Annotated in this window: 18 protein-coding genes and 1 pseudogene; 10 read left to right on the top strand and 9 right to left on the bottom strand. The window is 65.6% G+C overall.

Going from position 1 to position 22,198, the window contains the following annotated elements; genetic code table 11:
* Positions 1 to 25 precede the first annotated feature (25 nt).
* The 4 genes and pseudogenes from ABIC35_RS03050 to ABIC35_RS03035 form a co-directional block, all read right to left on the bottom strand.
* Positions 26 to 3,070: a sensor histidine kinase gene (locus tag ABIC35_RS03050; protein WP_183049225.1), complete on the bottom strand. Its 3,045-nt coding sequence runs from the start codon at positions 3,068 to 3,070 to the stop codon at positions 26 to 28.
* A 160-nt stretch (positions 3,071 to 3,230) separates the two neighbouring features.
* Positions 3,231 to 3,422: pseudogene (locus ABIC35_RS03045) on the bottom strand (IS3 family transposase); the annotation flags it as partial.
* 171 nt (positions 3,423 to 3,593) lie between these two features.
* A complete protein-coding gene (locus tag ABIC35_RS03040) occupies positions 3,594 to 3,971 on the bottom strand; it encodes a hypothetical protein (RefSeq protein WP_121071664.1) in 378 nt (125 codons plus the stop codon).
* Between the two features lie 22 nt (positions 3,972 to 3,993).
* Positions 3,994 to 4,629: a glutathione S-transferase gene (locus tag ABIC35_RS03035; protein ID WP_354278259.1), complete on the bottom strand. Its 636-nt coding sequence runs from the start codon at positions 4,627 to 4,629 to the stop codon at positions 3,994 to 3,996.
* A 290-nt stretch (positions 4,630 to 4,919) separates the two neighbouring features.
* Here ABIC35_RS03035 and ABIC35_RS03030 point away from each other — a divergent pair, with 290 nt between their 5' ends.
* From ABIC35_RS03030 to ABIC35_RS03010, 5 genes are all read left to right on the top strand, one after another.
* The gene (locus tag ABIC35_RS03030) at positions 4,920 to 5,309 is read left to right on the top strand and encodes a hypothetical protein (RefSeq protein ID WP_121071663.1); all 390 of its coding nucleotides are present in this window, start codon (positions 4,920 to 4,922) and stop codon (positions 5,307 to 5,309) included.
* Entirely contained in the window at positions 5,306 to 5,593 is a 288-nt protein-coding gene (locus tag ABIC35_RS03025) for a hypothetical protein (RefSeq protein ID WP_121071662.1), read from the top strand. Before ABIC35_RS03030 ends, ABIC35_RS03025 begins: the two co-directional genes overlap by 4 nt.
* 180 nt (positions 5,594 to 5,773) lie before the next feature.
* The gene (locus tag ABIC35_RS03020; protein ID WP_147425790.1) at positions 5,774 to 6,004 is read left to right on the top strand and encodes a hypothetical protein; all 231 of its coding nucleotides are present in this window, start codon (positions 5,774 to 5,776) and stop codon (positions 6,002 to 6,004) included.
* A gap of 378 nt (positions 6,005 to 6,382) precedes the next feature.
* Entirely contained in the window at positions 6,383 to 6,634 is a 252-nt protein-coding gene (locus ABIC35_RS03015; protein ID WP_121071660.1) for a hypothetical protein, read from the top strand.
* Positions 6,635 to 6,972: 338 nt separating this feature from the next.
* Positions 6,973 to 8,463 carry a sensor histidine kinase gene (locus tag ABIC35_RS03010; protein ID WP_121071659.1) on the top strand — a complete coding sequence of 497 codons (1,491 nt, stop codon included), beginning with the start codon at positions 6,973 to 6,975 and terminating at the stop codon, positions 8,461 to 8,463.
* A 13-nt stretch (positions 8,464 to 8,476) separates the two neighbouring features.
* Here the strand turns inward: ABIC35_RS03010 and ABIC35_RS03005 are convergent, their stop codons facing one another.
* Complete coding sequence (locus ABIC35_RS03005) at positions 8,477 to 8,863, bottom strand: response regulator (RefSeq protein ID WP_121071658.1); 387 nt, start codon at positions 8,861 to 8,863, stop codon at positions 8,477 to 8,479.
* 253 nt (positions 8,864 to 9,116) lie between these two features.
* On the opposite strand from ABIC35_RS03005, the gene ABIC35_RS03000 reads away from it, so the two are divergent.
* From ABIC35_RS03000 to ABIC35_RS02990, 3 genes are all read left to right on the top strand, one after another.
* Positions 9,117 to 9,305: a hypothetical protein gene (locus tag ABIC35_RS03000; protein WP_220667308.1), complete on the top strand. Its 189-nt coding sequence runs from the start codon at positions 9,117 to 9,119 to the stop codon at positions 9,303 to 9,305.
* A 479-nt stretch (positions 9,306 to 9,784) separates the two neighbouring features.
* Positions 9,785 to 11,269, top strand: a complete 1,485-nt coding sequence (locus tag ABIC35_RS02995) for an ATPase domain-containing protein (RefSeq protein WP_121071657.1) — start codon at positions 9,785 to 9,787, stop codon at positions 11,267 to 11,269.
* Complete coding sequence (locus ABIC35_RS02990) at positions 11,266 to 13,281, top strand: response regulator (RefSeq protein ID WP_354278254.1); 2,016 nt, start codon at positions 11,266 to 11,268, stop codon at positions 13,279 to 13,281. Before ABIC35_RS02995 ends, ABIC35_RS02990 begins: the two co-directional genes overlap by 4 nt.
* Positions 13,282 to 13,507: 226 nt before the next feature.
* Here ABIC35_RS02990 and ABIC35_RS02985 read toward each other — a convergent pair whose 3' ends face one another.
* Both ABIC35_RS02985 and ABIC35_RS02980 read right to left on the bottom strand, forming a co-directional pair.
* The gene (locus ABIC35_RS02985) at positions 13,508 to 13,993 is read right to left on the bottom strand and encodes a hypothetical protein (protein WP_121071656.1); all 486 of its coding nucleotides are present in this window, start codon (positions 13,991 to 13,993) and stop codon (positions 13,508 to 13,510) included.
* Between the two features lie 137 nt (positions 13,994 to 14,130).
* Positions 14,131 to 14,967 carry a helix-turn-helix transcriptional regulator gene (locus ABIC35_RS02980; protein WP_121071655.1) on the bottom strand — a complete coding sequence of 279 codons (837 nt, stop codon included), beginning with the start codon at positions 14,965 to 14,967 and terminating at the stop codon, positions 14,131 to 14,133.
* A 90-nt stretch (positions 14,968 to 15,057) separates the two neighbouring features.
* On the opposite strand from ABIC35_RS02980, the gene ABIC35_RS02975 reads away from it, so the two are divergent.
* Together ABIC35_RS02975 and ABIC35_RS02970 are read left to right on the top strand one after the other, a co-directional pair.
* Complete coding sequence (locus ABIC35_RS02975) at positions 15,058 to 15,960, top strand: SDR family oxidoreductase (protein WP_121071654.1); 903 nt, start codon at positions 15,058 to 15,060, stop codon at positions 15,958 to 15,960.
* Positions 15,961 to 16,275: 315 nt separating this feature from the next.
* Positions 16,276 to 17,556: an MFS transporter gene (locus ABIC35_RS02970; RefSeq protein ID WP_220667307.1), complete on the top strand. Its 1,281-nt coding sequence runs from the start codon at positions 16,276 to 16,278 to the stop codon at positions 17,554 to 17,556.
* Positions 17,557 to 17,578: 22 nt separating this feature from the next.
* Here ABIC35_RS02970 and ABIC35_RS02965 read toward each other — a convergent pair whose 3' ends face one another.
* A complete protein-coding gene (locus ABIC35_RS02965) occupies positions 17,579 to 19,546 on the bottom strand; it encodes a glycoside hydrolase family 2 protein (RefSeq protein WP_121071651.1) in 1,968 nt (655 codons plus the stop codon).
* 11 nt (positions 19,547 to 19,557) lie between these two features.
* Complete coding sequence (locus ABIC35_RS02960; RefSeq protein WP_121071650.1) at positions 19,558 to 21,918, bottom strand: GH92 family glycosyl hydrolase; 2,361 nt, start codon at positions 21,916 to 21,918, stop codon at positions 19,558 to 19,560.
* Between the last annotated feature and the right edge of the window lie 280 nt (positions 21,919 to 22,198).

The following is a 22,198-nucleotide window of genomic DNA, read 5'->3' as shown; positions in this document are numbered from 1 at the left end:
TTCAGAGTAAGCGTGGGCGAAGACCCTACCGGCGACGTCCCGGCCAAATGCCGCGCAACATGGTGCGGAAGCGCGTCAGACGACGACCCGGCTGATCACGATATGCCGCGCGTGCTGGTACGACGAGCTCCACTTCGGTGCCGCCGCCCGATCTGCCGCCGCTCCCGCTGCTGCTTATGACGAGCCTGCCGCCGATACGCTCGGCGCGCTCACGCATGCCGCGAAGCCCGAAATGGCCTGGGCGCTCACCATGGGCGAGTATCTCTGCAGGCATTCCTACGCCGTCGTCGCAAACCGACAGCCGCAAGCTCTGCCGCCCCCATAGAAGCAAGACGGAAATCGACGCTGCATTTGCGTGCGCTTGGGCGTTGCGTATGGCCTCCTCGCCGATCCGATGCACTTCCTCCAGAACCAGCGGGCGCACCTCGCGCGGTTCGCCTTCGGTCGTTACCTGCACCTCAGGTCCGGTCCTGATTGCGGCCATCGACGCGCTATCGATCAGCGCTTGCGCCAGGTCGCCGGCACGATCCTGGGTCCGAAGCTCCTGCACGCGGTCCCGACCCTCGATGAGCACGGCCTGCGCCTGCTTCAGCGCCTCGTCCAGCGGCTTTCGCGCGGCAGCGTCGGGCAGCCGGTTCACCCCCGCCTTTATCTGCAGCATCAGCCCCTGAAATCCTTGCAGCAACGTATCGTGCAACTCCCGCGCAATCCGTTCGCGCTCGGCAATGCGGATATCAAAGCGATGTTGCAGCCGCGCCGTAAGTTGCCGGAGCCGCCACAGATACGAAGCAGCGAGGATACCGATCACCCCGAGTCCGATCAGCAGCTTGAACCAGACCGACTGCACGAAGGTGGGAGGGATGGTGAATTCGAGCGTCGCGCCATCGCGGTTCCACACCCCGTCATTGTTGGCCGCGATCACCCGGAAGCGATAGGTGCCGGGCCCCAGATTGGTGTAATAGGCGTCGCGTCGTGTCCCGGCGTCGATCCAGTCATCGTCGACGCCTTCGAGGCGATACCGAAAGCGAACCCGGCTTGGTATCGATAGGCTGAGGCCGGCATATTGAATGGCCAGCTGTGACGTTCCGGAGGCCAGGCGCATGTTGGAAGGATTGCGATAGCGCCTTCCAGCCACCGTCATCGCGCGGATGGAAACCGGCGGCGGGAGCGCGTTGCGCACCAGCCGGGCGGGATCGACCCATACGACGCCGCCCGTCGTCGTGAACCAAAGCCGGCCGTCGCCGCCGCGCACGGCGTTGCGGTCGCCGTCGCGAAACTGAACATTGGGGAGGCCATCCTCCATGTCGAGGATCATCGCCTCAAGCGGCGCCGCGGGATCGGCGAACGCCCGGTCCAGCGCCTGGGACGACAGGCGGATAATCCCGGCTTTGGCGATCAGCCAGGTTTGGCCGGTGGGTGTCTCGACAAACCCAGACGGGCCAACCAGCCAGGGGAAGCGATCGGTGCCGATAGTTTGCAGGCGCCCTCCGCGCAGCCTGCTGATTCCGGACTGCCGCCCGAATAACACGTCCTTCGTGCCCACGTAGACCGTGCTGAGGTCGGTCAGACGTTCGTCGTGGATTGGAACTGCATTCCTTCCCAAATCATCCAGCCGTACGAGCGCGCCTGATCCGAGCGAAGCAAGGGACGGCTGCTGCGTCCTGATGATCAGGTATTGCGGGGTTGCGTCCACTGTCGCGAAGGAGCGCCGCTGCCATCGGCCCGAGCGAAGGGTGTACAGCGCTCCCGGGATACCGGGGCTGCCGATCAGGAGGTTATCGGCATTGTCCACGGTGCAATATTGTCGGTCGCGGCCGAAAGGGCCGTCGCGCCGGGCAATGCGGCCTGACCGGATGCGCAGCACCTTTCCCGTCTGGATGGCCCAGACGCTTCCGTCGTGCGCTTCGCACAGATCGTGCGTTTCTCCTCCGGCGCCCGGTATGTGTGTTGGCCGCCCTCCAGGTGGAATCCGGAACACGCCATCGTTGGCGCCGACATAAACGGTGCCATCGCGTGCACCCAGCAGGACGTACCCCCATACGGCCCTGGTTCCTATCGACGGCATTACCACGACATTGGCGGGACGAAACCGATCAAGACCCAGACTGGTGCCGACCCAGATATTGCCTTCACGATCTTCGAGAAAGGCATTGACCAGGTCCGAGGTCAGTCCCTCCTTCGCGGTGAATCGTTCGACCCGTTCCGAAACCGGGCGATCGCCCCAAGCGCGCGGAGCGCGCATACGAAACAAACCGGCGCCGTTGATTCCCCACAGATTCCCGTCGCGATCGAAGCGGGTGTCGAATGCGCTTTGCGCTCCAGGCGTCGCCACGACCGGTCCGACGCGGGCGAGTGATGCCGAAAGCATATGGGTTCCACGTCGGTCTGAGAACCAGATGCGCCCCGCTGCATCTTCGCTCACTGCAGCCGGGCCGACAGGCGTTCCGACCTTTTCAAAGCGGCGCGCGCCTTTTCTGAGAAGCAGGATCGCCTTGCTGGTGGTCACCCATAGCGATCCGTCCCGCGTCGTGGTGAGGTCGGTCACCCAATCGTCTGGGAATCCCCAGTCGGTGCCGATTTCCTGCCACCGCCCGCCTGCTCTGCGGTACAGCGCTCGGCTCTGCAAGCCGGCGGCAAGCCAGATCACGCCGTCGTTCGTTTGCGCAAGGCGGAGCGTGAATGCCACGGTCTTGGGGACCGATGCATCCAAGTGCAAAGCACCGCCGCGGTATGTCGCCAGCCTGCCATTGTCGTAGCCGACCCAGATGGTACCGTCCTGCGCCGCCAGCATCGCCGTGACGCGCCAGCTCTCGGCGCGCGGAACGCCCAGCGGGATGGGTTCGAAAGTGACGCCATCGAAGCGATACACCCCTTCCGATCCACCGATCCACAGATAGCCGTCGGGCCCCTGTACGAGCCCATAAATACCCTGCGGCGCCCCCTCGGTGATCGTCCAGCGCGTGTGCTTGTATTGGTTCAGGTCGCGGGTCGGATCGAGTGCGTAGGCCGGACTATGCGCGAAGCCTGCCACCAAGATGCCCAGCAGAATGCATAGGCGCGAAACTACCATCGCCGCAAAGGCTGGCTCCCTATATCGCCGCTTGCCACCCCGCATCGATTGCCTCGCCTGATCCGGCCTTTCGGAAGTCAGGCTACCCCGATCGTCCCCCACAGCCATCCCCCTAACGACCAAGCAGGCGATAGCCCATTCTGCGCTGCCGGGCAGCCCGCAGCATATTAGGCGCTGGGGCGTGGAACTGCCGGTTGATCTGGTCGAGCGGGCACGGCACCGCCTTGTCGCTAACCGTGGTGCGCACCGGCTTGCCCTGGACCACGCCTTGCAGGCCGAGAGCGCGCATCAGCCGCTCGACCGTGCATCGGGCAATATCGAAGCCTTCGCGCCGCATCTGCCGCCACATCTTGCGCAGAGAATCTCGTTGGCCTGCCGCCGTTCACGGTCCTCTCTTTCCAGCGCGTGGAGCCGGTCATCAAGTCCGGTCGGGACCCCGACACGCTTGCCGCTGTTAAACTCGGCCTTCTTTACCCGCTCGGCGACGCCACCGCGCCGCGCGTCACCTGCCGCTACGCGCCGCTCAACTGCGGTCTGCTCCCACCCGGTCGGCGGGGCGGGCAGCCTCCAGACCCTCGTACCAGTTGGCATAGGGCGTGTTGCGCGCGAGGTGACGGTTGAAGTCGGGAGCGCCGTCCTCCCACCACGGCGGCCCGCGCTCGCCGAGCTGGCGCTTGGCGTGATCCACGGCCGCCCGTGCCTTCGCCTCGCCCGCGGAGTCCTGCTTCCGCCGCGCAACGCCCACCGCGCGCCGCGCCGCCATCAGCGCTCGGACAAGTTCCGTTCGAAGCGCCTGCGACAATGTGGGGTTGGCTCTCCGCCACAGCCGCCCCCGCACGACGAAGTACCGGCCATCGGGGGTAACCGGGTATGTTGGCGTATCAGCTATGGTCGCGGGCATTGGTGCGCTTGCCACGCCATGGTCAGCCGGCGACCTTGCGCAGCGACGCTTCGATCTCGCCGCCGCAATAGGCGTCGCCATAGTCGGACAGGCTCTTCTGCTTCAGCGCGGCGAGGCGCGGCGTTTCCTGCAGCCGGCGAGCAAGACCCCAGATCGCGGGCGCCGTCTGCTCGCCCAGCCTGGCAATCTTCGGAAAGCGATCTGCCATGGTGGACCAGAGCGTGGCGGTGACCAAGTCCGCGACGCCAGGCTCCGCCGTGCCGAGAAGAAAGCCTGTATCGGCCGTCAGGCCATGGCGTTCGCCGAGCGCTTCGAAGATGCGCATCCACTTTTGCAATCGCGGTACGAAGGCGTCCCATTTTTCCGGCGTCCACATCTCGCGCCCGCCATCGAGTGTGAGCTCGTCGATCACATCGTTGGCGTCGTTCGCCACCTTGGCGGCGAGCGCGCGGCTTTCCGGCGCTGCGGGCAGCAGGTGCAACTGTTCGCCGAGATACAGGGCGATCGCCGGCATCTGCGACAGAGTGAAGTCGCGTTGCCGGTCGACGAGGATCGGGGGTCCCATGAACGCGATAGGTTGTTCGGCAGGAGGCCGATCCATCAACGCGGCGATCGCGTCCGCATCATGCTCGGTCCATCGCGCCTCGGCGAAGGCCATAATGGCGCGAAGGAACTGGCCACGGAATGGCACCGGCCAGTAATATAGGTCGAATTCACGCATCGACATCCCCGGTGAGCGCCTGCTCCTAGAAATGATGCCTTCTCTAAATTGTTCCTGGGCCGATATGGGCGACTTTTTTGCGGAAGCACCGGTACCGACGAAACCATCGTTGAAGTGGGTGCGAGCCCGTTTCTGGAACGTCCCGATGATGCATCGGCCTGCGCGAGATCCATCTCGGGACCTATAAAGGCACCAGCAGTCTTTCGCCGCCGCCGTGGTTAACGGACGTGGGGCTACGCCGCGTCGTCGGGGTGGGCGCGCGTAACGGCGGCGAGCAGGTCTGCGGCGAGTCGAGGCTGACTAGTAGAAATGCGATATCGATCAACATCATGGGTTGGCCGATGGAAGCGCAATCAGCGTTAGCCGGGGTTGGGGCTTTGAGCAGATCGCAGCACAGTGCAGATGAGATCCGTGACGAACTGGAGCGGGTGGCCGCAAGCCTTAGCGCAGGCGACGAAGATCTGGAGTTGGGCTTCCACCTCCCGCGGCCTGCCGCCTCGGACTGGCCTTTCCCGCATAATTGGGACGTGGCGGTCGCCGTGCCCGAGGGGCTCGAGGATTTGGCGTTCCGAACCATCGACGAAGTCGCCGCTCGCTGGGATCTGCAACAGGGATGAGCGGGCCCGATGTCGTCCGGCTTAGCGCCGGCACCGTCACCTTTCAGATGCCCCTTGGGCATCCCGTCTGGTCCTATGCGGACGAGGCGTCCGGCCGCCTTGTGGACGTGGAGGTGGAACTTCGCGCGCTGCTCCGCTTGAGCTATTCCGGATCGGCCAAATACGTGACGACGCCGACCCTGATCGGCAACAGGCAGGTCGTCGAGCAGGTAGCCCGCCGCATCATCGATCGCGAGGGGCCGAGCTTTGTTCAGCCGGTGCGGGTGACGGTGCGAGACGTTTGACCCCGGCGCGCGTGCTGCGCGCGGCGAACCGGCAATTGCGCGACGGAACTCCGATAGGTGTGCTCATCCGGTAACTTACGCGATTTCCCTAAGTGCAGGTGGAGGATGGAAGACACGATAGGCACCCCCTCTTGCAACAGCAGAGGGAACGTCGTGGGAATTGTCGCTTTTCAGATGCCGATGACGGAAGCACGATGGTCCTACCGAAATGCAGGTGCCAGCCGTAGCGTCCATGTCGAGGTCGAGCATGCCGCGCTGGAGAGACTCGACGAATCCGGCATCGCCCACGCGCTTCCCCATGCAATCTTCACCGCCAACAGAGCCGCGATCGAACGCGCCGTGCGGAACATCATCGACCGCGAAGGTCCGAACTTCGCCGAGCCCATCCAGGTGACCGCCAAGGACGTCTAGCCGTCCCTTACGAGCATGCGTCGCAGATCTCTCTGGGGCTGCGGCTTTGCCGCTCAACACTACATGCACCGTGCGGCACGCTAACCGTCCAAGTGACGTGATAGGTAGAAGCCGCTAATTCTCCGACTATGGAGGCGGCTGGGGGAGCTGTGAAGCGGCGCTCAGGCAATTTTCCGGAGCAATCCTGAAACGAATCCAGCGCGTGTTTACGGCAGGCGTTCGCTTAATTCGCATCCTCCAGCGGAGATGGCATAAAGCAGTCATGCTTCAACCCGTTTAACCATCATGTCGCCGCCTAAGAAGTTGCTGCGTCGCATCATCCAGCATTAACGGGCGTTAGCGGTACCACGTCCATTGTGGACCGGAGGAGACTTCACAATGCATGGAGAAGATGGTGTGGCTGGTCAGGAAATCATCAAGAATGTCGAGCTGGCACTCGGCGATGGATCTACCGTGTCGGTGTTCCTGAGGGGGCACGATGAACCTGTCTCCGTCGTGCGCGTGCAGCGCAACGTTGCCACGGTCCGCTTGGAGGGGACCGGGAATGCAGTCCACGACGTGGCCTACAGCGCTATCGCCGGTGCGAAATATGCCCCCCGCGGCGCCGGGGTCATCGACGGAATCGCTTGAGCCGGCAAGAACCCGTCACTGCGCGGCACAGGCGGGAACCCGAACGAGCAGGATTCGCCGATCCCGGATGCTCCCAACGGGCGCAGCGTGCGCTGCACCGAAAGGAACCTGATCTATGCAAGTCCGTTAACGAATGCGGTCTTCGAAACGGCCGCGCGAAAGAAGGATCATGGCGCAGGCGCCGTCGGGTTGGCGTCCGAAGCCGCGAGAGGAAGAATACGGTGCTCTGATGCCGCTCGAATTAGCTGCAGTTCCCGACAAGTGATGCCGCCGACAACGTTTTCGCGACGTGGCACGCTCTTTGGCCTCACGGAAATATAGGAAAAGACGCTCCGCGCATGACCGACGAATTCGAGAGCGCATACTTCATGGAAGAGGCTGGTCGGAACGAGGCGCTTCAAGGCTTCGGGTTGGCAGAGCTGATCGGCAGCGCGGAATTGACGCGGATCACCGATTTTGCATCGGCCCTGTGCTCGGCGCCGATCGCCTTGGTCAGCATCGTCGAAAGCGAGCGGCAGTGGTTCCCCGCTCGAACCGGGCTGGACGTCGGGGAAACGCCGCGCGAGACATCCTTCTGCGCGCATGCCATGCTCGGTACCGAGATCATGGTCGTTCCCGACGCCACCAAGGATTCCCGGTTCGTCGACAACCCGCTCGTAACCGGCGACCCCCATATCCGGTTTTACGCAGGCGCCCCCCTCGTCTCGGACGACCAGGTCCAGCTCGGCGCACTGTGCGTCATCGACCGCGAGCCCCGTGCCGGACTGACCGCGCTCCAGCGCGACGGCCTGGTCGTGCTGGCTGCGAACATCATGGCATTGCTGCATGCCCGGCGCGCATCACGCCGCACCGACCGCGAGCTGGACGAGCAGGAAGCCAAGTTCCGGATCCTGGCGGATGCGATGCCGCAGATGGTCTGGTCGACCCGTCCGGATGGGTTCCACGATTACTACAACGCACGCTGGTACGCGTTTACCGGGATGCCGGCCGGATCGACCGACGGGGAGGGGTGGAACGGCATGTTCCACCCGGAGGACCAGCCCAAAGCCTGGTCTGCCTGGCGCCACTCGCTGGAAACCGGGGCGCCTTATGAGATCGAATATCGTCTGCGGAATGCGGACGGCACCTATCGCTGGACGCTGGGCAGGGCGCTTCCGATCCGCGACCGGGACGGCGCGATCACCCGCTGGTTTGGGACTTGCACCGACATACATGATCAGAAGATGATCCAGGCCCAGCGGGAGATCGTCGCGCACGAACTCAGTCACCGCATCAAGAACATCTTCGCGGTGATCAGCGGGCTGATCAGCTTCTCCACGCGCCACCATCCGCAAATCAAGCCGGCAGCCGAGGATCTGCGGGAGCGCATCCTGGCGCTGGGGCGCGCGCATGACTTTGTGCGGCCGCACAGCGAAGCATCAAGGCCAAGCGCCGTGCAAGACAGCCTGACCGACATGCTGGCCGAACTGCTCGACCCCTATGCCGGGCGTATCGTCATTGTCGGGGACGATGCAACGATCGACGACCGTTCCGCCACGCCGTTGGCGCTGCTGTTTCACGAGCTCGCGACCAATGCGGCGAAATATGGATCGCTGTCGTCTCCCGAAGGCGATGTGCAGATATCGATCATGGCCGCGGATGCGCGTGTCCGCATCGAATGGCGAGAGCGCGGCGGACCGCCTGTCAGCGCGCCAACGAACGACGGGTTCGGCACCAAGCTGATCGAGCTCAGCGCGATCAAGCAATTGGGTGGCCGGATCGCGCGGGATTGGGCGGTCGAAGGCTTGCGGCTGGAGCTTGATCTCCCCGCCGCGGCGCTGCACCGGTAGCAGCGCCCCTCTCCTAAAGGCTGATCACGTCCTGGTGCGCAACTGCCGGCGTCTCCAGCCGCGCCGCGATCGCGGCGGCCGTAACGATTGCTTCTTCGGAGAATGGCTTGCGAATATAGCCGACGGCAGTGGGTGCCGGTCGCTCGATCTGGTTCGGATTGGCCGTGACATAGACGATCCGCACCCCGAACGTCTTCGCAAGTTCGTGCGCAAGCCCGGGGCCCGTCGGGCCATCGCGCAGATTGAGATCGACAAAGGCGACGTCCGCTGCCGCTGCGGCGGCGAGCGCCTCGCTTTGATCCGCCGCAATCGCGACTACTGTATAGCCGGCATCCTGGAGGATCCGCTCGATCTCCATCGCAATGAAGATTTCGTCCTCGACGATCAGTACGGATTTCATGACGCGGCTTTCATCTGCAGCAAAATGCTGCAGCGACGTGGCCGTTCCCTGACGATGACAAGTCATGCGGCCGGCCAAACGTCCCCGGCACCGGGTTCGAGGGCGCCAGGGCCGATTGTCCGCCGCGGGCGAGGTCCTTGGCTCTGCGAAAGAAGGGCGCGCTCCGCCTGCGCGACAACATATTTCGCGCGATATACCCGATCACACCGGTTAGCCTCTATAAGTAAAGGAAACGCTAACCCGGGGATGGTCGATGATGAATTTCGCAGCAGTACCTCTACACGACGTGCGCCCTTCCCGAGCGGCAGCGAAAAGCCGGGCGGCGGACGAACTGCGGCATTTCGAGGTCTGCCCGATGTGCGGACAAGCCGTGGATCGCCGCGACGACCTTGCTGTCATGTACCATCTGCCGGTAGGTCATCAGCCGCTGCCGCGCCACTGACGAGGCGGCAGCGCGTCAACGTCGGGTGCGCGGATCAGGAAGCGCATCACCCCGCAGGTTCGCCATTTCGTGCGCCCACCGGTCGAACGAGTGATGCGCTGGGCCGAGGCGGCGATCACCAGCCTCGTCCCCGATGCCCAGCCAGGCTCCCATCATTGGCCCGTCCGTAGCGGTGTTTCACCATGAGCAGGGTGCCATAGCCAAACGCTGCTTTCACGGCACGTAGGGCGAGACATATGCCGAGTTGAACAGGTCATATCCATCGATCGGCCAGACGGTGCCGATCAGTGCCGCAAAGCGCACGTGAGCGCCGGACAAAGGCGCCTCGGAACCCTGTCCCAGGCACTACAACTCCGGGGGTCTATCGCAATCGACTCCCACTTGCTAACGAGCGGAAGGCAAACGCAATTTCGTGCCGTCGAGTGGGAGGCGGGCTCGCCTGCAAAGCACCCGCTACCGGACGCTCCGCAGGAGACCATATGACTGTAGCCGACCTGCAAGCGACCGTCGGAATCGCTGGTCTCGACGACGTGCTGAGCGGCGGCCTGGAGCGGGGGCGCGTTTTCCTGCTCGAAGGCAGTCCCGGCACGGGCAAGACGACGATCGCGCTGCAGTTCCTGCGCGCGGGCGCGGCATCAGGCGAGCGCTGCCTGTACATCACCCTCTCGGAGACCGAGGAAGAGTTGCGGTCCACCGCTACGGCGCATGGCTGGGGCCTGGAGGGGCTTGAGCTGTTCGAACTGGTACCGCCAGAAAACCTGCTCGACGAGGAGCAGCAGCAGAGCTTGCTCTACTCCTCGGACCTGGAACTCGGGGAGACCACCCGGCGCATCTTCGACGTGTTCGAACGCGTCCGCCCCGATCGCGTCGTGCTGGACAGCCTGTCCGAAATCCGGCTGCTCGCGCAAAGCTCGCTCCGCTATCGCCGGCAGATCCTGGCGCTAAAGCACTATTTCGCGCGGCAGAACGCCACGGTGCTGATGCTCGACGACCTGACCACCGACGCGAACGACAAGACCGTCCACTCGATCGCGCACGGCGTCGTGCGCCTTGAGGAGCTTGCCCCCGAATATGGGGCGGAGCGCCGGCGGCTGCGGGTGATCAAATATCGCGGTCGGCGGTTCCGTGGTGGCTTCCATGATTTCGCGATCGAGACCGGCGGCGTTCGCGTATTCCCCAGGCTGGTATCGGCCGAACACAAGCGGCCCGTTGATCGCACGGTGCTGGGCACGGGCATGGCGGAGTTCGACGCGCTGCTGGGCGGCGGCGTCGAGCGGGGTTCGAGCGTGCTGGTGCTGGGCCCCGCAGGCACCGGCAAGTCGATCATGACGCTCACCTTCGTGCGCAATGCCATCGCGCGCGGCGAGCGGGCGGCGATGTTCGTGTTCGACGAGGAGCGCGGGCTGCTGATCGAACGGGCCAAGGGCCTGGGCATCGACCTGCAGGCGATGATCGACGCCGAGGCGCTGGTGCTGGAACAGGTGGATGCCGCCGAGCTCACGCCAGGCGAGTTCTCCGAACGGGTGCGCGTCTGCGTCGAGACCCATGGCGCGCGCACCGTCGTGCTGGACAGCCTCAACGGCTATCAGGCGGCAATGCCGGGGGAGAACGCCCTCGTGCTCCACGTCCACGAGCTGCTCCAGTATCTGAACCGCCGCGGCGCCACCACCTTCCTCACGGTGGCGCAGCACGGCCTGGTCGGGGACATGAAGTCGCCGGTGGACGTCACCTATCTAGCCGATACCGTCATTCTGCTGCGTTATTTCGAAGCGCTGGGTCGGGTGCGGCGCGCGGTTTCCGTCGTCAAGAAGCGCACGGGGCCGCACGAGGACACGATCCGCGAATATCGCATCGGCGAGCGCGGACTCTCCCTCGGGCCGCCCCTGGCCAACTTCCAGGGCGTGCTCCGCGGGGTGCCGGTCATGGTCGGCGAGGCGACCCTGCTCGACGATCCCGAAACGTGAAGCACAGCACGTTTTCGGAGCGGGCATTGGTGCTTGCCCCGCGCGGACGGGACGCCACGATCGCCGCCGCGATGTTGAGCGAAGGCGGTATCGAAGCGACCGCCTGCGCGTCGCTGCTCGCGCTGATCACGGAGCTGGATGCCGGTGCGGCCTTCGTGCTGGTGACGGAGGAGGCGATCACCAGCGCCGACCTCAATCCGCTCGCCGACTGGCTGTCGCACCAGGAGGAATGGTCGGACCTGCCCTTCGTGCTGCTCACCACCCGGGGCGGCGGTCTCGAGCGCAATCCGGCTGCGGTGCGCTATCTGGAGGTCCTCGGCAACGTCACCTTCCTCGAACGCCCCTTCCATCCGACCACGCTGATCAGCCTGGCGCGGTCGGCGCTGCGGGCGCGCAAGCGGCAATATGAGGCGCGCAGCCGCCTCACCGAACTGCGCGAGGGTGAGGCTCGGTATCGCACGCTGTTCGACACGATGGACGAGGGCTTTGCCGTCATCGAGTTTCTCGACGGCCCGGAAGGCGCGCTTTCCGACTATGTCCACGTCCAGGCCAATGCCGCATATGAGCGGCACACCGGCATCGCCAACGTCATCGGCCAGAAGGTGCGCGAGATGGTGCCCGATGAGGCCGAGGGGTGGGTTGCCCTGTACCGCCAGGTGCTCGTCTCCGGAGAACCCATTCGGTTCGAGCGCGAACTGGTCGCCACCCGGCGTCAGTTGGAACTCTCGGCATTCCGCATCGAACCCTCCAGCCGCAAGGCGGTCGCGGTCATCTTCCAGGACGTGACGGCGCGGAAGCGCGCCGAGCAGGAATTGCGCGAGCTGAACGAGGGGCTGGAAGCGCGGGTCACCGCGACCGTCGCCGAGCGCGAGACGGTTATCGCCCAGCTGCACGAAGCGCAGAAGCTGGAGACGATCGGCCAGCTGACCGGGGGCGTCGCGCACGATATCAATAATTTGCTGACCCCGATCACGGGCGCGCTGGATTTGCTGAACCGGCGCTACGGCGCCGACGATCCCCGTTCGGCACGGTTGCTGGACGGCGCGTTGCAGTCGGCGGAGCGCGCCAAGATTCTGGTCAGCCGCCTGCTGGGCTTCGCCCGTCGGCAGGCCCTGGAAACCCGCGCGGTGGACATCGCGCAACTCTTCGAGGGAATGCGCGACCTGATCGCCAGTTCGATCGGGCCGGCGATCGAGCTGCGCATGCTGCCCGTGCATGATCTGCCCGCCGGCATCGCAGATCCCAACCAGCTCGAACTCGCCATCCTGAATCTCTGCGTCAACGCCCGCGATGCGATGGAGGGCGGCGGCGTGCTGACCATCGCCGCGGATCGCGTGGTGCTCGGCCCCGACAGGGCGAGCAAGCTCAACCCCGGTGCCTATATCCGTATCTCGGTGATCGATACCGGCGCGGGCATGGACGAGGTGACGCTCGCCAAGGCGGTGGAGCCCTTCTTTTCGACCAAGGATGTCGGGAAAGGGACCGGTCTCGGCCTGTCGATGGTGCACGGGCTGGCAGCGCAGCTCGGCGGGGCATTCGAGCTGCAGAGCAGCGTCGGCCAAGGCACCCGTGCGGACCTGTATCTGCCTGTCGCCACCGCGGGGCCGGCCCTGTCGACGGCGCGGGTTTCCGCCGCTCGCAAGCCGGTGCGGCCGCTCCGGCTGCTACTGATCGACGACGAGGAACTGGTTCGCCGGGGCACGGCGGAGATGCTGCGCGAACTTGGCCATGAGGTGCACGAAGCCGCCGGCGGTGCGCAGGCGCTGGCGAAACTGCGCACCGGTATCCAGATCGATGCCGTGGTATCGGACTATATGATGCCCAGGATGAACGGCGCGGAAGTGGCGGAGCGTATCCGGGAGGGGCACCCGCAGATGCCGATCCTCATCGTCACCGGCTATGCTGGCGGTGATCTGGATCTGCCGCTCCCGCAACTCGCCAAGCCGTTCCGGCAAGTCGATATTGCGATGGCCATCGATCAACTGATCGCCACGCCAACGCTGACCCGATAGCCAGCACCCGGGCCGTTGCTCATCGCGGTTGGCCAAGCGCAATGACGTTGGCCATATTCTGCTGAGCAAGGCCTATACGCTCGGCGCGCATGCATCCGCAGCAGCGTTGGTGCTTGCTGCCCGCAGCGTGGCTGTGCCGAGCACGCGGCGTTCAGGCCCGAGGTCCGGCCTTGTGGCTGATCGTCGTGTGATGCGCGGGACAGGCCGGCGCGCCGTACCCGTTCCCTCAGGCCTTGGCCACTTCTCTCGATGGTCGGTCTAGATCGTCGGCAAGATGCTCGATCGCCAGGGCGGTGACGATGGTTTGCAGCAGGTGGACCGACCAGCGTTCGACCGCCTTCCTCGATCCCGCCCTGACCTCGCCTTCGGTGATGCCGAGGAGGGGCGCGACGCCGGCGATATTTACGACATAGAGTGCGGTCCCGTAAAGCGCCCCAAGCACCGCCGGCGGCACGGAGGGAAGAGCCCGACGCATTGGCGGGTACAAGGCGGCGAAGGCAACGGAAGCACTGAGGTGGTTCGCGAGTTCGACGGCGCTGGTGCCTGCGTCCCCGATCACCGCGCGTGATCCGGTCAGGCCATCGATCCAGTCGACCGAATCGCGATCGAGGGTCTTGCCGAGGGTACCGGTCTTGCGGCCTGCGAACATTGCCGCCGTGGTAACGGCGCCGGCCAGAAGGCCACCAAGGATCACTGCGTTCCGGGTTTTCATCGCGACCTCCTTCAGAGCTGTCGGCGGAAAACTCGGAAAGGACAGGATGGGTCCGCGGCCGCATCTTCGCCGGGTCGCCCCGTTACCGGCGCCGGATCGACCTTTGCTATCCGCCGCCGGCATCGTATCCACCAACGTCAGTCTTCGTGCACGTCAAGCAGCGTTCGTAGTCGCGCGGCGTCCGCTGCTGAGGCTGGATTGTAGATGATCATGCCGAGCTCGGGCCGTCCTTCCACCGCAAAGGAAGAGAATTCCATCGCCAGAAGCCCCGCCTTCGGGTGATGAATATGCTTCACACCTTCGCCGTGTGACACCACGTTGTTGTCCTCCCATAGCGCCTCGAACAGGGGGCTGATGCGGCACAACTCGGCGACCAGGCTGGTGACTTCGGCGCTGCAGCTGGCACCTGCGCGCGCCACGTCTGCGCGGAACGCGCCGACAACGAAGCGCGCCATGCTGTCAAAATCGGCATTTCTCGCGCGCACACGGTCGCTGCCGAACATCAGCCGCAGGATGTTGCGGTCCTCGCGCGGCAGCTTCGCATAGTCGGTCAGCAGCACCGTCGCCGCACGGTTCCAGCCCACTACGTCCCACATCGCGGTCTTGATGATCGCCGGGCTCAGGGCCATGCCGTCGAGCACGCGCTGCAGCCGCGGCGAGATGCCGTCGACCAGCTGGTATCGTGCCTCCGGTGGATGCCCTAGCCCCAGCATGTAGAGGTGCTCGCGCTCGGGCTCTGTCAGCATCAGTCCCTTGGCGATGCGATCGAGCACGTCGGCGGACGGCGCGCCGCCACGCCCCTGTTCGAGCCATGTGTACCAGGTTGTGCTGATATTGGCCCGGCTCGCCACTTCCTCGCGGCGAAGCCCCGGCGTGCGTCGCCGACCGCCGGCGAACCCGAACGCAGCGGGATCCAGGCGGGTTCGGCGATCCCGCAAATAGGCGCCGAGCGGATTGGGCGCATCACTCGTCATCGAAGATCCTGTTGGAAGCTATACTAGGATAACGTCACTACTTTAACCGGTTATTCGCGCAGGGGATATGGCTTCCGGAAGGAGAATTCGATGCGCATATTCCTCACCGGCGCGACCGGCTTTATCGGATCCCACATCATTCCCGAACTGCTCGACCGCGGCCATCAGGTGCTTGGGCTGGCGCGCTCCGATGCGGGGGCGCAGCAGCTAGAAGCTGCAGGCATTCAGGTGCATCGGGGAAGCCTCGAAGAGCCCGAAACGCTTGCCCGCGGCGCGGCAGCGACCGACGCGGTCATCCACTGCGCGTTCGACCACAACTTCGCGGCCTTTGTCGAAAATACCCGCAAGGACGCGCGCAACATCGCCGCAATGGGGGAGGCGCTCGTGGGCACGACCAAGCCGATCCTGATTACCTCCGGCGTGGGTAGCGGCACCCCGTTGGAGGGCGGGCCGGCGACCGAGGACATCCTCAACCCCTCGCATGGCAATCCGCGCATCGCGACCGAGCTGGCCGGCGCGGCACTGGCTGCGCAGCGGATCGACGTGCGTATGGTCCGCCTGCCGCAGGTGCACGACACCACCCGAGCAGGGCTGATCACGCCGCTGGTTGCCGAGGCGCGCCGAGCGGGCGCTATCGCCTATCTGGGCGAGGGGACGACGCGGTGGGCCGCGGCGCACATCCGTGATGTGGCAAAGCTTTATGTCCTGGCGCTGGAACGGGGGCAGCCGGGCGCGCGCTATCATGCATCTGCCGAGGAGGGCGTCGATGCACGTGCCATTGCGGAGGCGATCGGCAAGGGCACCGGGCTGCCGGTCCGCTCGATCACCTCGGCGGAGGCCGATCATCATTTCGGCTGGATGGCGCCATTCGCCGCACTCGACATGACGGCGTCGAGCAGGTGGACGCAGGAGCGCCTGGGATGGCAGCCACAGGGCCCCGATCTCCTCAGCGATCTTGCCGCAATGCGCTATTCGGACGCCGCAGCGGCTTGATCACTGCAGGCGCCGACGGGTTCGTGGAACATCGGCCCGGCCGTATTCCACGGGATTTTCGATCGCGCTGTATCTTGTGCGGATGCACGCGCGCGGCGATGACAGGCATGGCCGCCGAATCGATGCGCGTCTTGTCACGGTCGCGGTTCAGGTGCGCGACCTCAAGCCATCTTCGTTTGCGGGCCGTGGGCGGGCTGCTACACCCGTAACCAGCCGTTACGAGGATGACATGCGCACGAAAACCGGGTTGCGCACGGTACAGTCGCTCAGGAAGGGCGCCGTGAGGGCGGCCGCCAAGCCGAACAGGGATGTGCAATGCGTGAACCCGTGATGGTCGATGTCCGAACGCGGGCACCGGACGAAAGCTGGCGGATGGTGGTGCTGGCTGCGCTCGGCGGCGCGCTCGAATATTTCGACTTCATCGTCTATGGTATTTTTGCCCCGGCCATCGCTGCTTCTTTCTTCCCGGCGGACGATCCCCTTGCCCTTACGCTTGCGCTGGCGATTTTTGCCGCCGGCTATCTGGCGCGGCCGATCGGGGGGATGATCTCCAGCCATTATGGCGATCGCTACGGCCGGAAGATCGTGTTCATGGTCACGGTTGCCACCATGTCGGGCAGTACGCTCGCGATCGGGCTTCTGCCGACCTATGCCGGCGCCGGCATCGCCGCCACCATGGGGCTACTGGTGCTGCGCGTCGTGCAGGGATTGTGCATCGGTGGCGAATTGCCCGGCGCCATCACCTTCGTGGTGGAGAGCGTGCGTCGCCGGCCGGTCTTTGCCTGCGGCGTCGTCTTCGCGCTCGTCAATGTCGGCGTGCTGCTGGCCTCCGGCCTCCATTTGCTGCTGACGCTGACGCTCGGCGACGCCGCTCTGTTGCGCTTCGGCTGGCGCGTCGCGTTCGTGCTGGGCGGCTTGCTGGGACTTGCCAGCCTGTGGCTGCGCCGGCGCCTGCGGGAGACGCCGGTGTTCGAGGCGTTTCGCGGCGATGTGGCCCGGCGGCCGGTCCGCGACGTGCTGTGGCTGCAGCCGCGATCGGTCCTGCTCGGCGTCGCGCTCACCGCACCCACCGCGACCTTCAATGGCCTGCTATTTGGATATATGCCGGCCTACCTCACCAAGATACTGTCGTATCCGGCTGGCGAGATCGCGGTCGCCGTCAACGTCGCGCTCCTCGTCATGTCGGCGGCGCTGCTCGCGGCGGCGTGGCTCGCGGACCGAGTCCGGCCGCATCGCCTGCTGCTGCTGTCCTCGGCCGCGCTGCTGGTTGGCGCGCCGCTTTCCTTCCAGCGCCTGGCCAGCGGCACCGCGTCACTGGTGATTCTGCTTCCGATCCTTGCATTGGCCGTTGCCGGCGCGAACGGCACCTTCGCGTTCCTGCTCGCCGAGCTGTTTCCGCCCCGGCACCGATTCAGCGGTGTCGCGCTGTCGCTCAACATCAGCTTCACTCTGTTGAGCGGCCTAGGGCCGCTCGCTGCCGCACTCCTCATCTCGGCGAGCGGCGCGCTCGCGGCGCCGGGCTGGATCATCGCGGCCGCAGGCGGGGTGGGAACCGTCGCGGCATTGCGGCTCGCGCGCGCCGGCTCCATCGACTGACCGCCCTTGCCGACCGGCGCTGCTATTTGCGTCCGTCATTCCCACCGCGCGCGGGGCGGTCCGTGTCCCACAGCGGCTTCGCCATCGTCGCGAACGCCTCGGCCGGGGCCTTGGCGACGGCGCGGTCATAGGTCAGCAGCCCGTTGATCTCGCCCTCGACGTCGGTCGTCTGGGTATAGACCGAGGCGCTGAGGCCATGGACCCTGGCCTGGCGGACGATCTCCGCGAACTTGCGGCGATAGCGGGCGAGATAGTCGGCGGAGTCGTTGGTCACCTGATAGCTCCAGCGCTTGTCGTTGCGCCACAGATGTCCCTCGATCGGCTGGCCGACTCCGCCATATTCGCCGATCACGATCGCGCGGTCGCTCTGGCGGGTGGGGACATGGGGCACATCTTCATAGGTGTGGATGTCGAACACGTCCGACGCACCGGGCGCGACGTCCAGCCAGCCGCTGTCGGCATTGACCAGCCGGCTCGGGTCCATGCCCTTCACGAAACGGGCAAGCGTCGCGGAGTCATATTGGCCCCAGCCTTCGTTGTTCACCACCCACAGCACGATCGACGGGAAGGCACGGAGATGCCCGATCATCCGCGACAGCTCGACCTGCTGCTGGGCCATCACCTCGGACGAGAGCACCGCCTGGCTCTGGCTGGACCCGGTGACGAACTGGTCCTCGCCGCCGCCCGAGGGCATGTCCTGCCAGATCAGCATGCCCATGTGGTCGGCGTCGTAATAATAGCGCGCGGGCTCGACCTTGATGTGCTTGCGGACCATGTTGAAGCCCGCCTGCTTCAGGAACTCCAGGTCATAGCGCATCGCGACTTCGCTGGGCGGCGTGAGCAGCCCGTCCGGCCACCAGCCCTGATCGAGCACGCCGTTCTGGAAATAGGGCTTGTTGTTGAGCAGCAGCGCCGGCTGACCGGGCACCGTGCCGGGGCCGACCGAGATCTTGCGCATCGCGAAATAGGCATTCACCCGGTCCCGCGGGGCGCCGGTCACCTGGGCGGCGGCATAGGTGTCGATCTCTCCCTTGGTGAAGCGCGCGTCATAGGCGCGGCGATCGCGTTCCGGTTCTCCGGCATAGGGGTCACGCACCGTCACCAGCTCGGCAACGAGATCGTAGAGGAACGGGTCTTCGGGCGACCAGAGATGCGCGTCGGGCACGGCGATGCTGGCCCGGCGGTTGGCGCGCATGATCGTCGATGCAACGGTCCTGCCGCCCGACCGGACGCTGAGCCGCACCGCGTCGGTATCCGACGCGCTGGCGCTGAGGGCGACATCGACATCTACCTTGCCGGTATCGATATTGGGGGTGGCGCGGATGTCGTCGATGTGGAGCGCGGACACCGGCTCCAGCCACACCGTCTGCCAGATGCCGCTGACCGCGGTGTACCAGATGCCGTCGGGCGCGAGGATCTGCTTGCCGCGCGGCTGGCTGCCGGCGCTGGTCGGATCGGCGACCTGCACCACCAGCTCGTTGGCCCCGGGCTTCAGGAAGGGCGTGATGTCGAAGCCGAAGCTGTCGAACCCGCCCTGGTGCGCGCCGACGATCGCGCCGTTCACCCAGATGCGGGCGTCGTGATCGACTGCGCCGAAGTTGAGCATTACGTTCTGCCCGGCCCAGTCCTTGGGCACGGTGAAGCTGCGGCGATACCAGATGCGATCGTCCGGCGTCACCTTGCGCGCCACCCGCGAGAGCCGGGATTCGACTGGGAAGGGGACGAGGATCTGCCCGTCCATCCGCACCGGCTGCGGCGCCGCGGCGGGGGTGATCGCATAGTCCCACAGGCCGTTGAGGTTCTGCCACGCGCTCCGCTGGAATTGCGGCCGCGGATAGCTGCGCCAGGCATTGTCGGGCGTCACCGCCTTGCCCCAGCGGGTGGTGATGGCGCCGGTATAGACCGCGTCGGAGTGCGGAGCCGATGCCGGCTGGGCGGCAACGGATGCGGGCAGGGCCGCCAAAGCGAGGGCGTAGATCAGGCTGCGCATGGGGCGGCTCCTCAAGGGCGCGAGAGCGAGGGCGGGGCGTCGGCGGGGCTACTGCCCCAGGCGGTGTTGGGCTTCGGCCCCATGGTCAGCACCAGCCGCGCGCCGTTCGCGACATCGGCATGGCGGAACCAGGGTTTGCTCCACGAGCGGCCGTTTAGCGTCGCCGACTGGATGTAGCGATTGGCCGCCGAGTTGTTGCGGGCGACGATCTCCAGCACCTTGCCGTTGCCCATCTTCAACGTCGCGCGATCGAAGATCGGGCTCCCGAGCACATAGACGTCGCTCGAAGGGTCCACGGGGTAGAAGCCCAGCGCGCTCATCACATACCAGGACGAAGTCGCGCCCTGATCGTCCATGCCGGGATAGCCATAGCCGCTGGCGTCGCTGCCATAGAGCTGCTCGAGCACCTGGCGCACCAGCGCCTGCGTTTTCCACGGCTGGCCGCTCCACGCGTAGAGATAGGGGGCGTGCTGGTCGGGCTGGTTGCCCTGGACGAACTGGCCGATCACGCCGGTGCAGTCGCGGCAGATGCCCTTGGGCGCGTAGGGCGTGGCGAAGAACGCATCGAGCTTGGCGTTGAATGCATCACGGCCGCCAAGCTCGGTGATCATGCCCTGCACGTCCTGCGGCGCCAGCCACAGCGTCGACCAGCCCGAGGCCTCCTTCATCATGAAGTTGTAATAGGGCTCGGCCGGATCGAAGGGCCTGATCCACTTGCCGTCGGCGGTTCGCCCTCGGACGAAGCCGATCGTCGGATCGAACACGTTGCGATAGTTCAGCGCTCGCTTGGCGAAGCGGGCTGCATCGTCCTTGTGGCCGAGCCGCGCCGCGATGTCGGCCATGGCGGCATCGTCCCAGGCATATTCCAGCGTCGTCGCCGCGCCCGCCTTGCCCCCGGCATAGGGCGGGCTGGGATTGCCCGGCGGAATCTCGTCGGCGATCCAGCCCTGCCGGTCATATTCCGCGAGATAGTCACGCGGGCCCTTGGGATCGGTGGCGTTGCGGCGGAGATATTCGTACGCGGCCGCATAATCGAACGGGATGCCGCGCTTCATTGCGCCGAGGTACAGGAACACGGCATTGTCGCCATGGAACGAGGTGTTCATGAAGCCGCGCTCGCGCGCCATGTCGAGCTCGGAGCGCATGATGTCCTGCACCACCTCGGGCTCCATCAGCTCCAGCAACACGATCTGGTTGCGGCCGGTATCCCAGAAGGGCACCGGGCCGTAGCGGTCATAGGTGGCGGTCTGCACCTGGCCCTTTGCGTCGGTGAAGCGCTCGCCCTTGCGCGCGACCAGCCGGGGGCTGGTGAAGGACTGGAACAGCGTCGAGTAGAACAGCATCTGCTGCTTGGGCGTGCCGCCGCTCACCTGCACCCGATCAAGCAGCCCTGCCCATGCCGCGCGCGCCTTGGCGCGCACGCCGTCGAAATCCCATCCCGGGTTCTCGGCACGCAGCCGCTGCTCGGCCTCGGCATAGCTGGTGCCGTGCGCGATCTTGACCAGCACGGTCTCGCCCTTGCGGGTGGCGAAGTCGAGATAGGCGCCGGCGAATTGACCTTCGATCCGCGCGGCGCCGGGCTGTACGTCCTTGTCGCCGATGCCATAGCCGCGACTGGTGCCCGGCGCCTTGCGGAAGGTGCCGTGGGCGGCGAACGGCTTGGAGAATTCGGCGACGAAGTAGCGGCCGTCGCGTACATCCTCCTCGCGCGGGCCGGCCGCCATGCCGCGCACGAGATGATCGCCGACGATCTCCACCGTGCCGCCGCGCCCCGACAGGTTGAGGATCAGGTGCGCGCGCTTCGTTTCGGGGAAGGTGAACCGCATCAGGCTGGTCCACTGCGTCGCGGTCAGCTCGGCCCTAGTCTGGAAACTGTTGAGGAAGACCGAGTAATAGCCGGGCGCGGCGGTTTCCTGCGCCTTGTCGTAAGTGGCCTCCGTATAGACCGGCGGCACCGTCCAGTCTCCGACCACCGGCATGAGGATCGGCTGGGCCCGCGCGCCATAGGTGGGGCCGCCGCCGCCGGTAAAGCCGATCATCGTCGGGTTGGTATAGTAATAGGGCGTGGGGACGCCCCAGGGATAGCTCAGCTCGACATTGACGTTGACCGGTGCTGCCTCAACCGAGCTGTGCGGCAGCCGCGCGCCGGGCGATGTCATGCCAGAATAGAGCGGTTCCCCGGCCGGCGGCGCGTTGCCGATCCATTCGGGCCGGTCGAGCGGCGCGGTGCCGACGAGCGGATTGGCGCGGTCTACGGGTGCTTGCGCCTGCGCCTGCGCGACGGGCAGCCATGCCAGCCACGCAGCGGCGCCGAACAGCGCAATCCGCGGCGGACGCAGGCGCGTTGCAGTTTTCCAGCGGGTTCGTGTCATTCCCCAGGCCTCTCCTTGCCGCATTACCGCGGAGCAGTGCCCGTTCCTTTGAACGTGGCGGTTCGCCCGCTAGCGCACGCCTGTCATCAAATAAGTAAATCAATTTGTCAATTAACGATGGTCGCGATTCCGCTGAACAGTGGCTCGCAAGCTGTTGCCGACGCTAGGGTGTCGCCAAGGAGGTCTGCAAGGGCTGCGATAGACGCGTTGTGCCGCTCGCGAATGCGCCCCGCAGATCGTGCAATTCAGGTCATAGCGGATGCTGCGGGGGGTACGTCGG

Origin of the sequence: Sphingomonas trueperi, assembly GCF_040545965.1 — a bacterium.
Taxonomy (GTDB): domain Bacteria; phylum Pseudomonadota; class Alphaproteobacteria; order Sphingomonadales; family Sphingomonadaceae; genus Sphingomonas; species Sphingomonas trueperi_C.
Note: the sequence above shows the minus strand (reverse complement) of the source record. Positions and strands in the feature narration are given on the sequence as shown.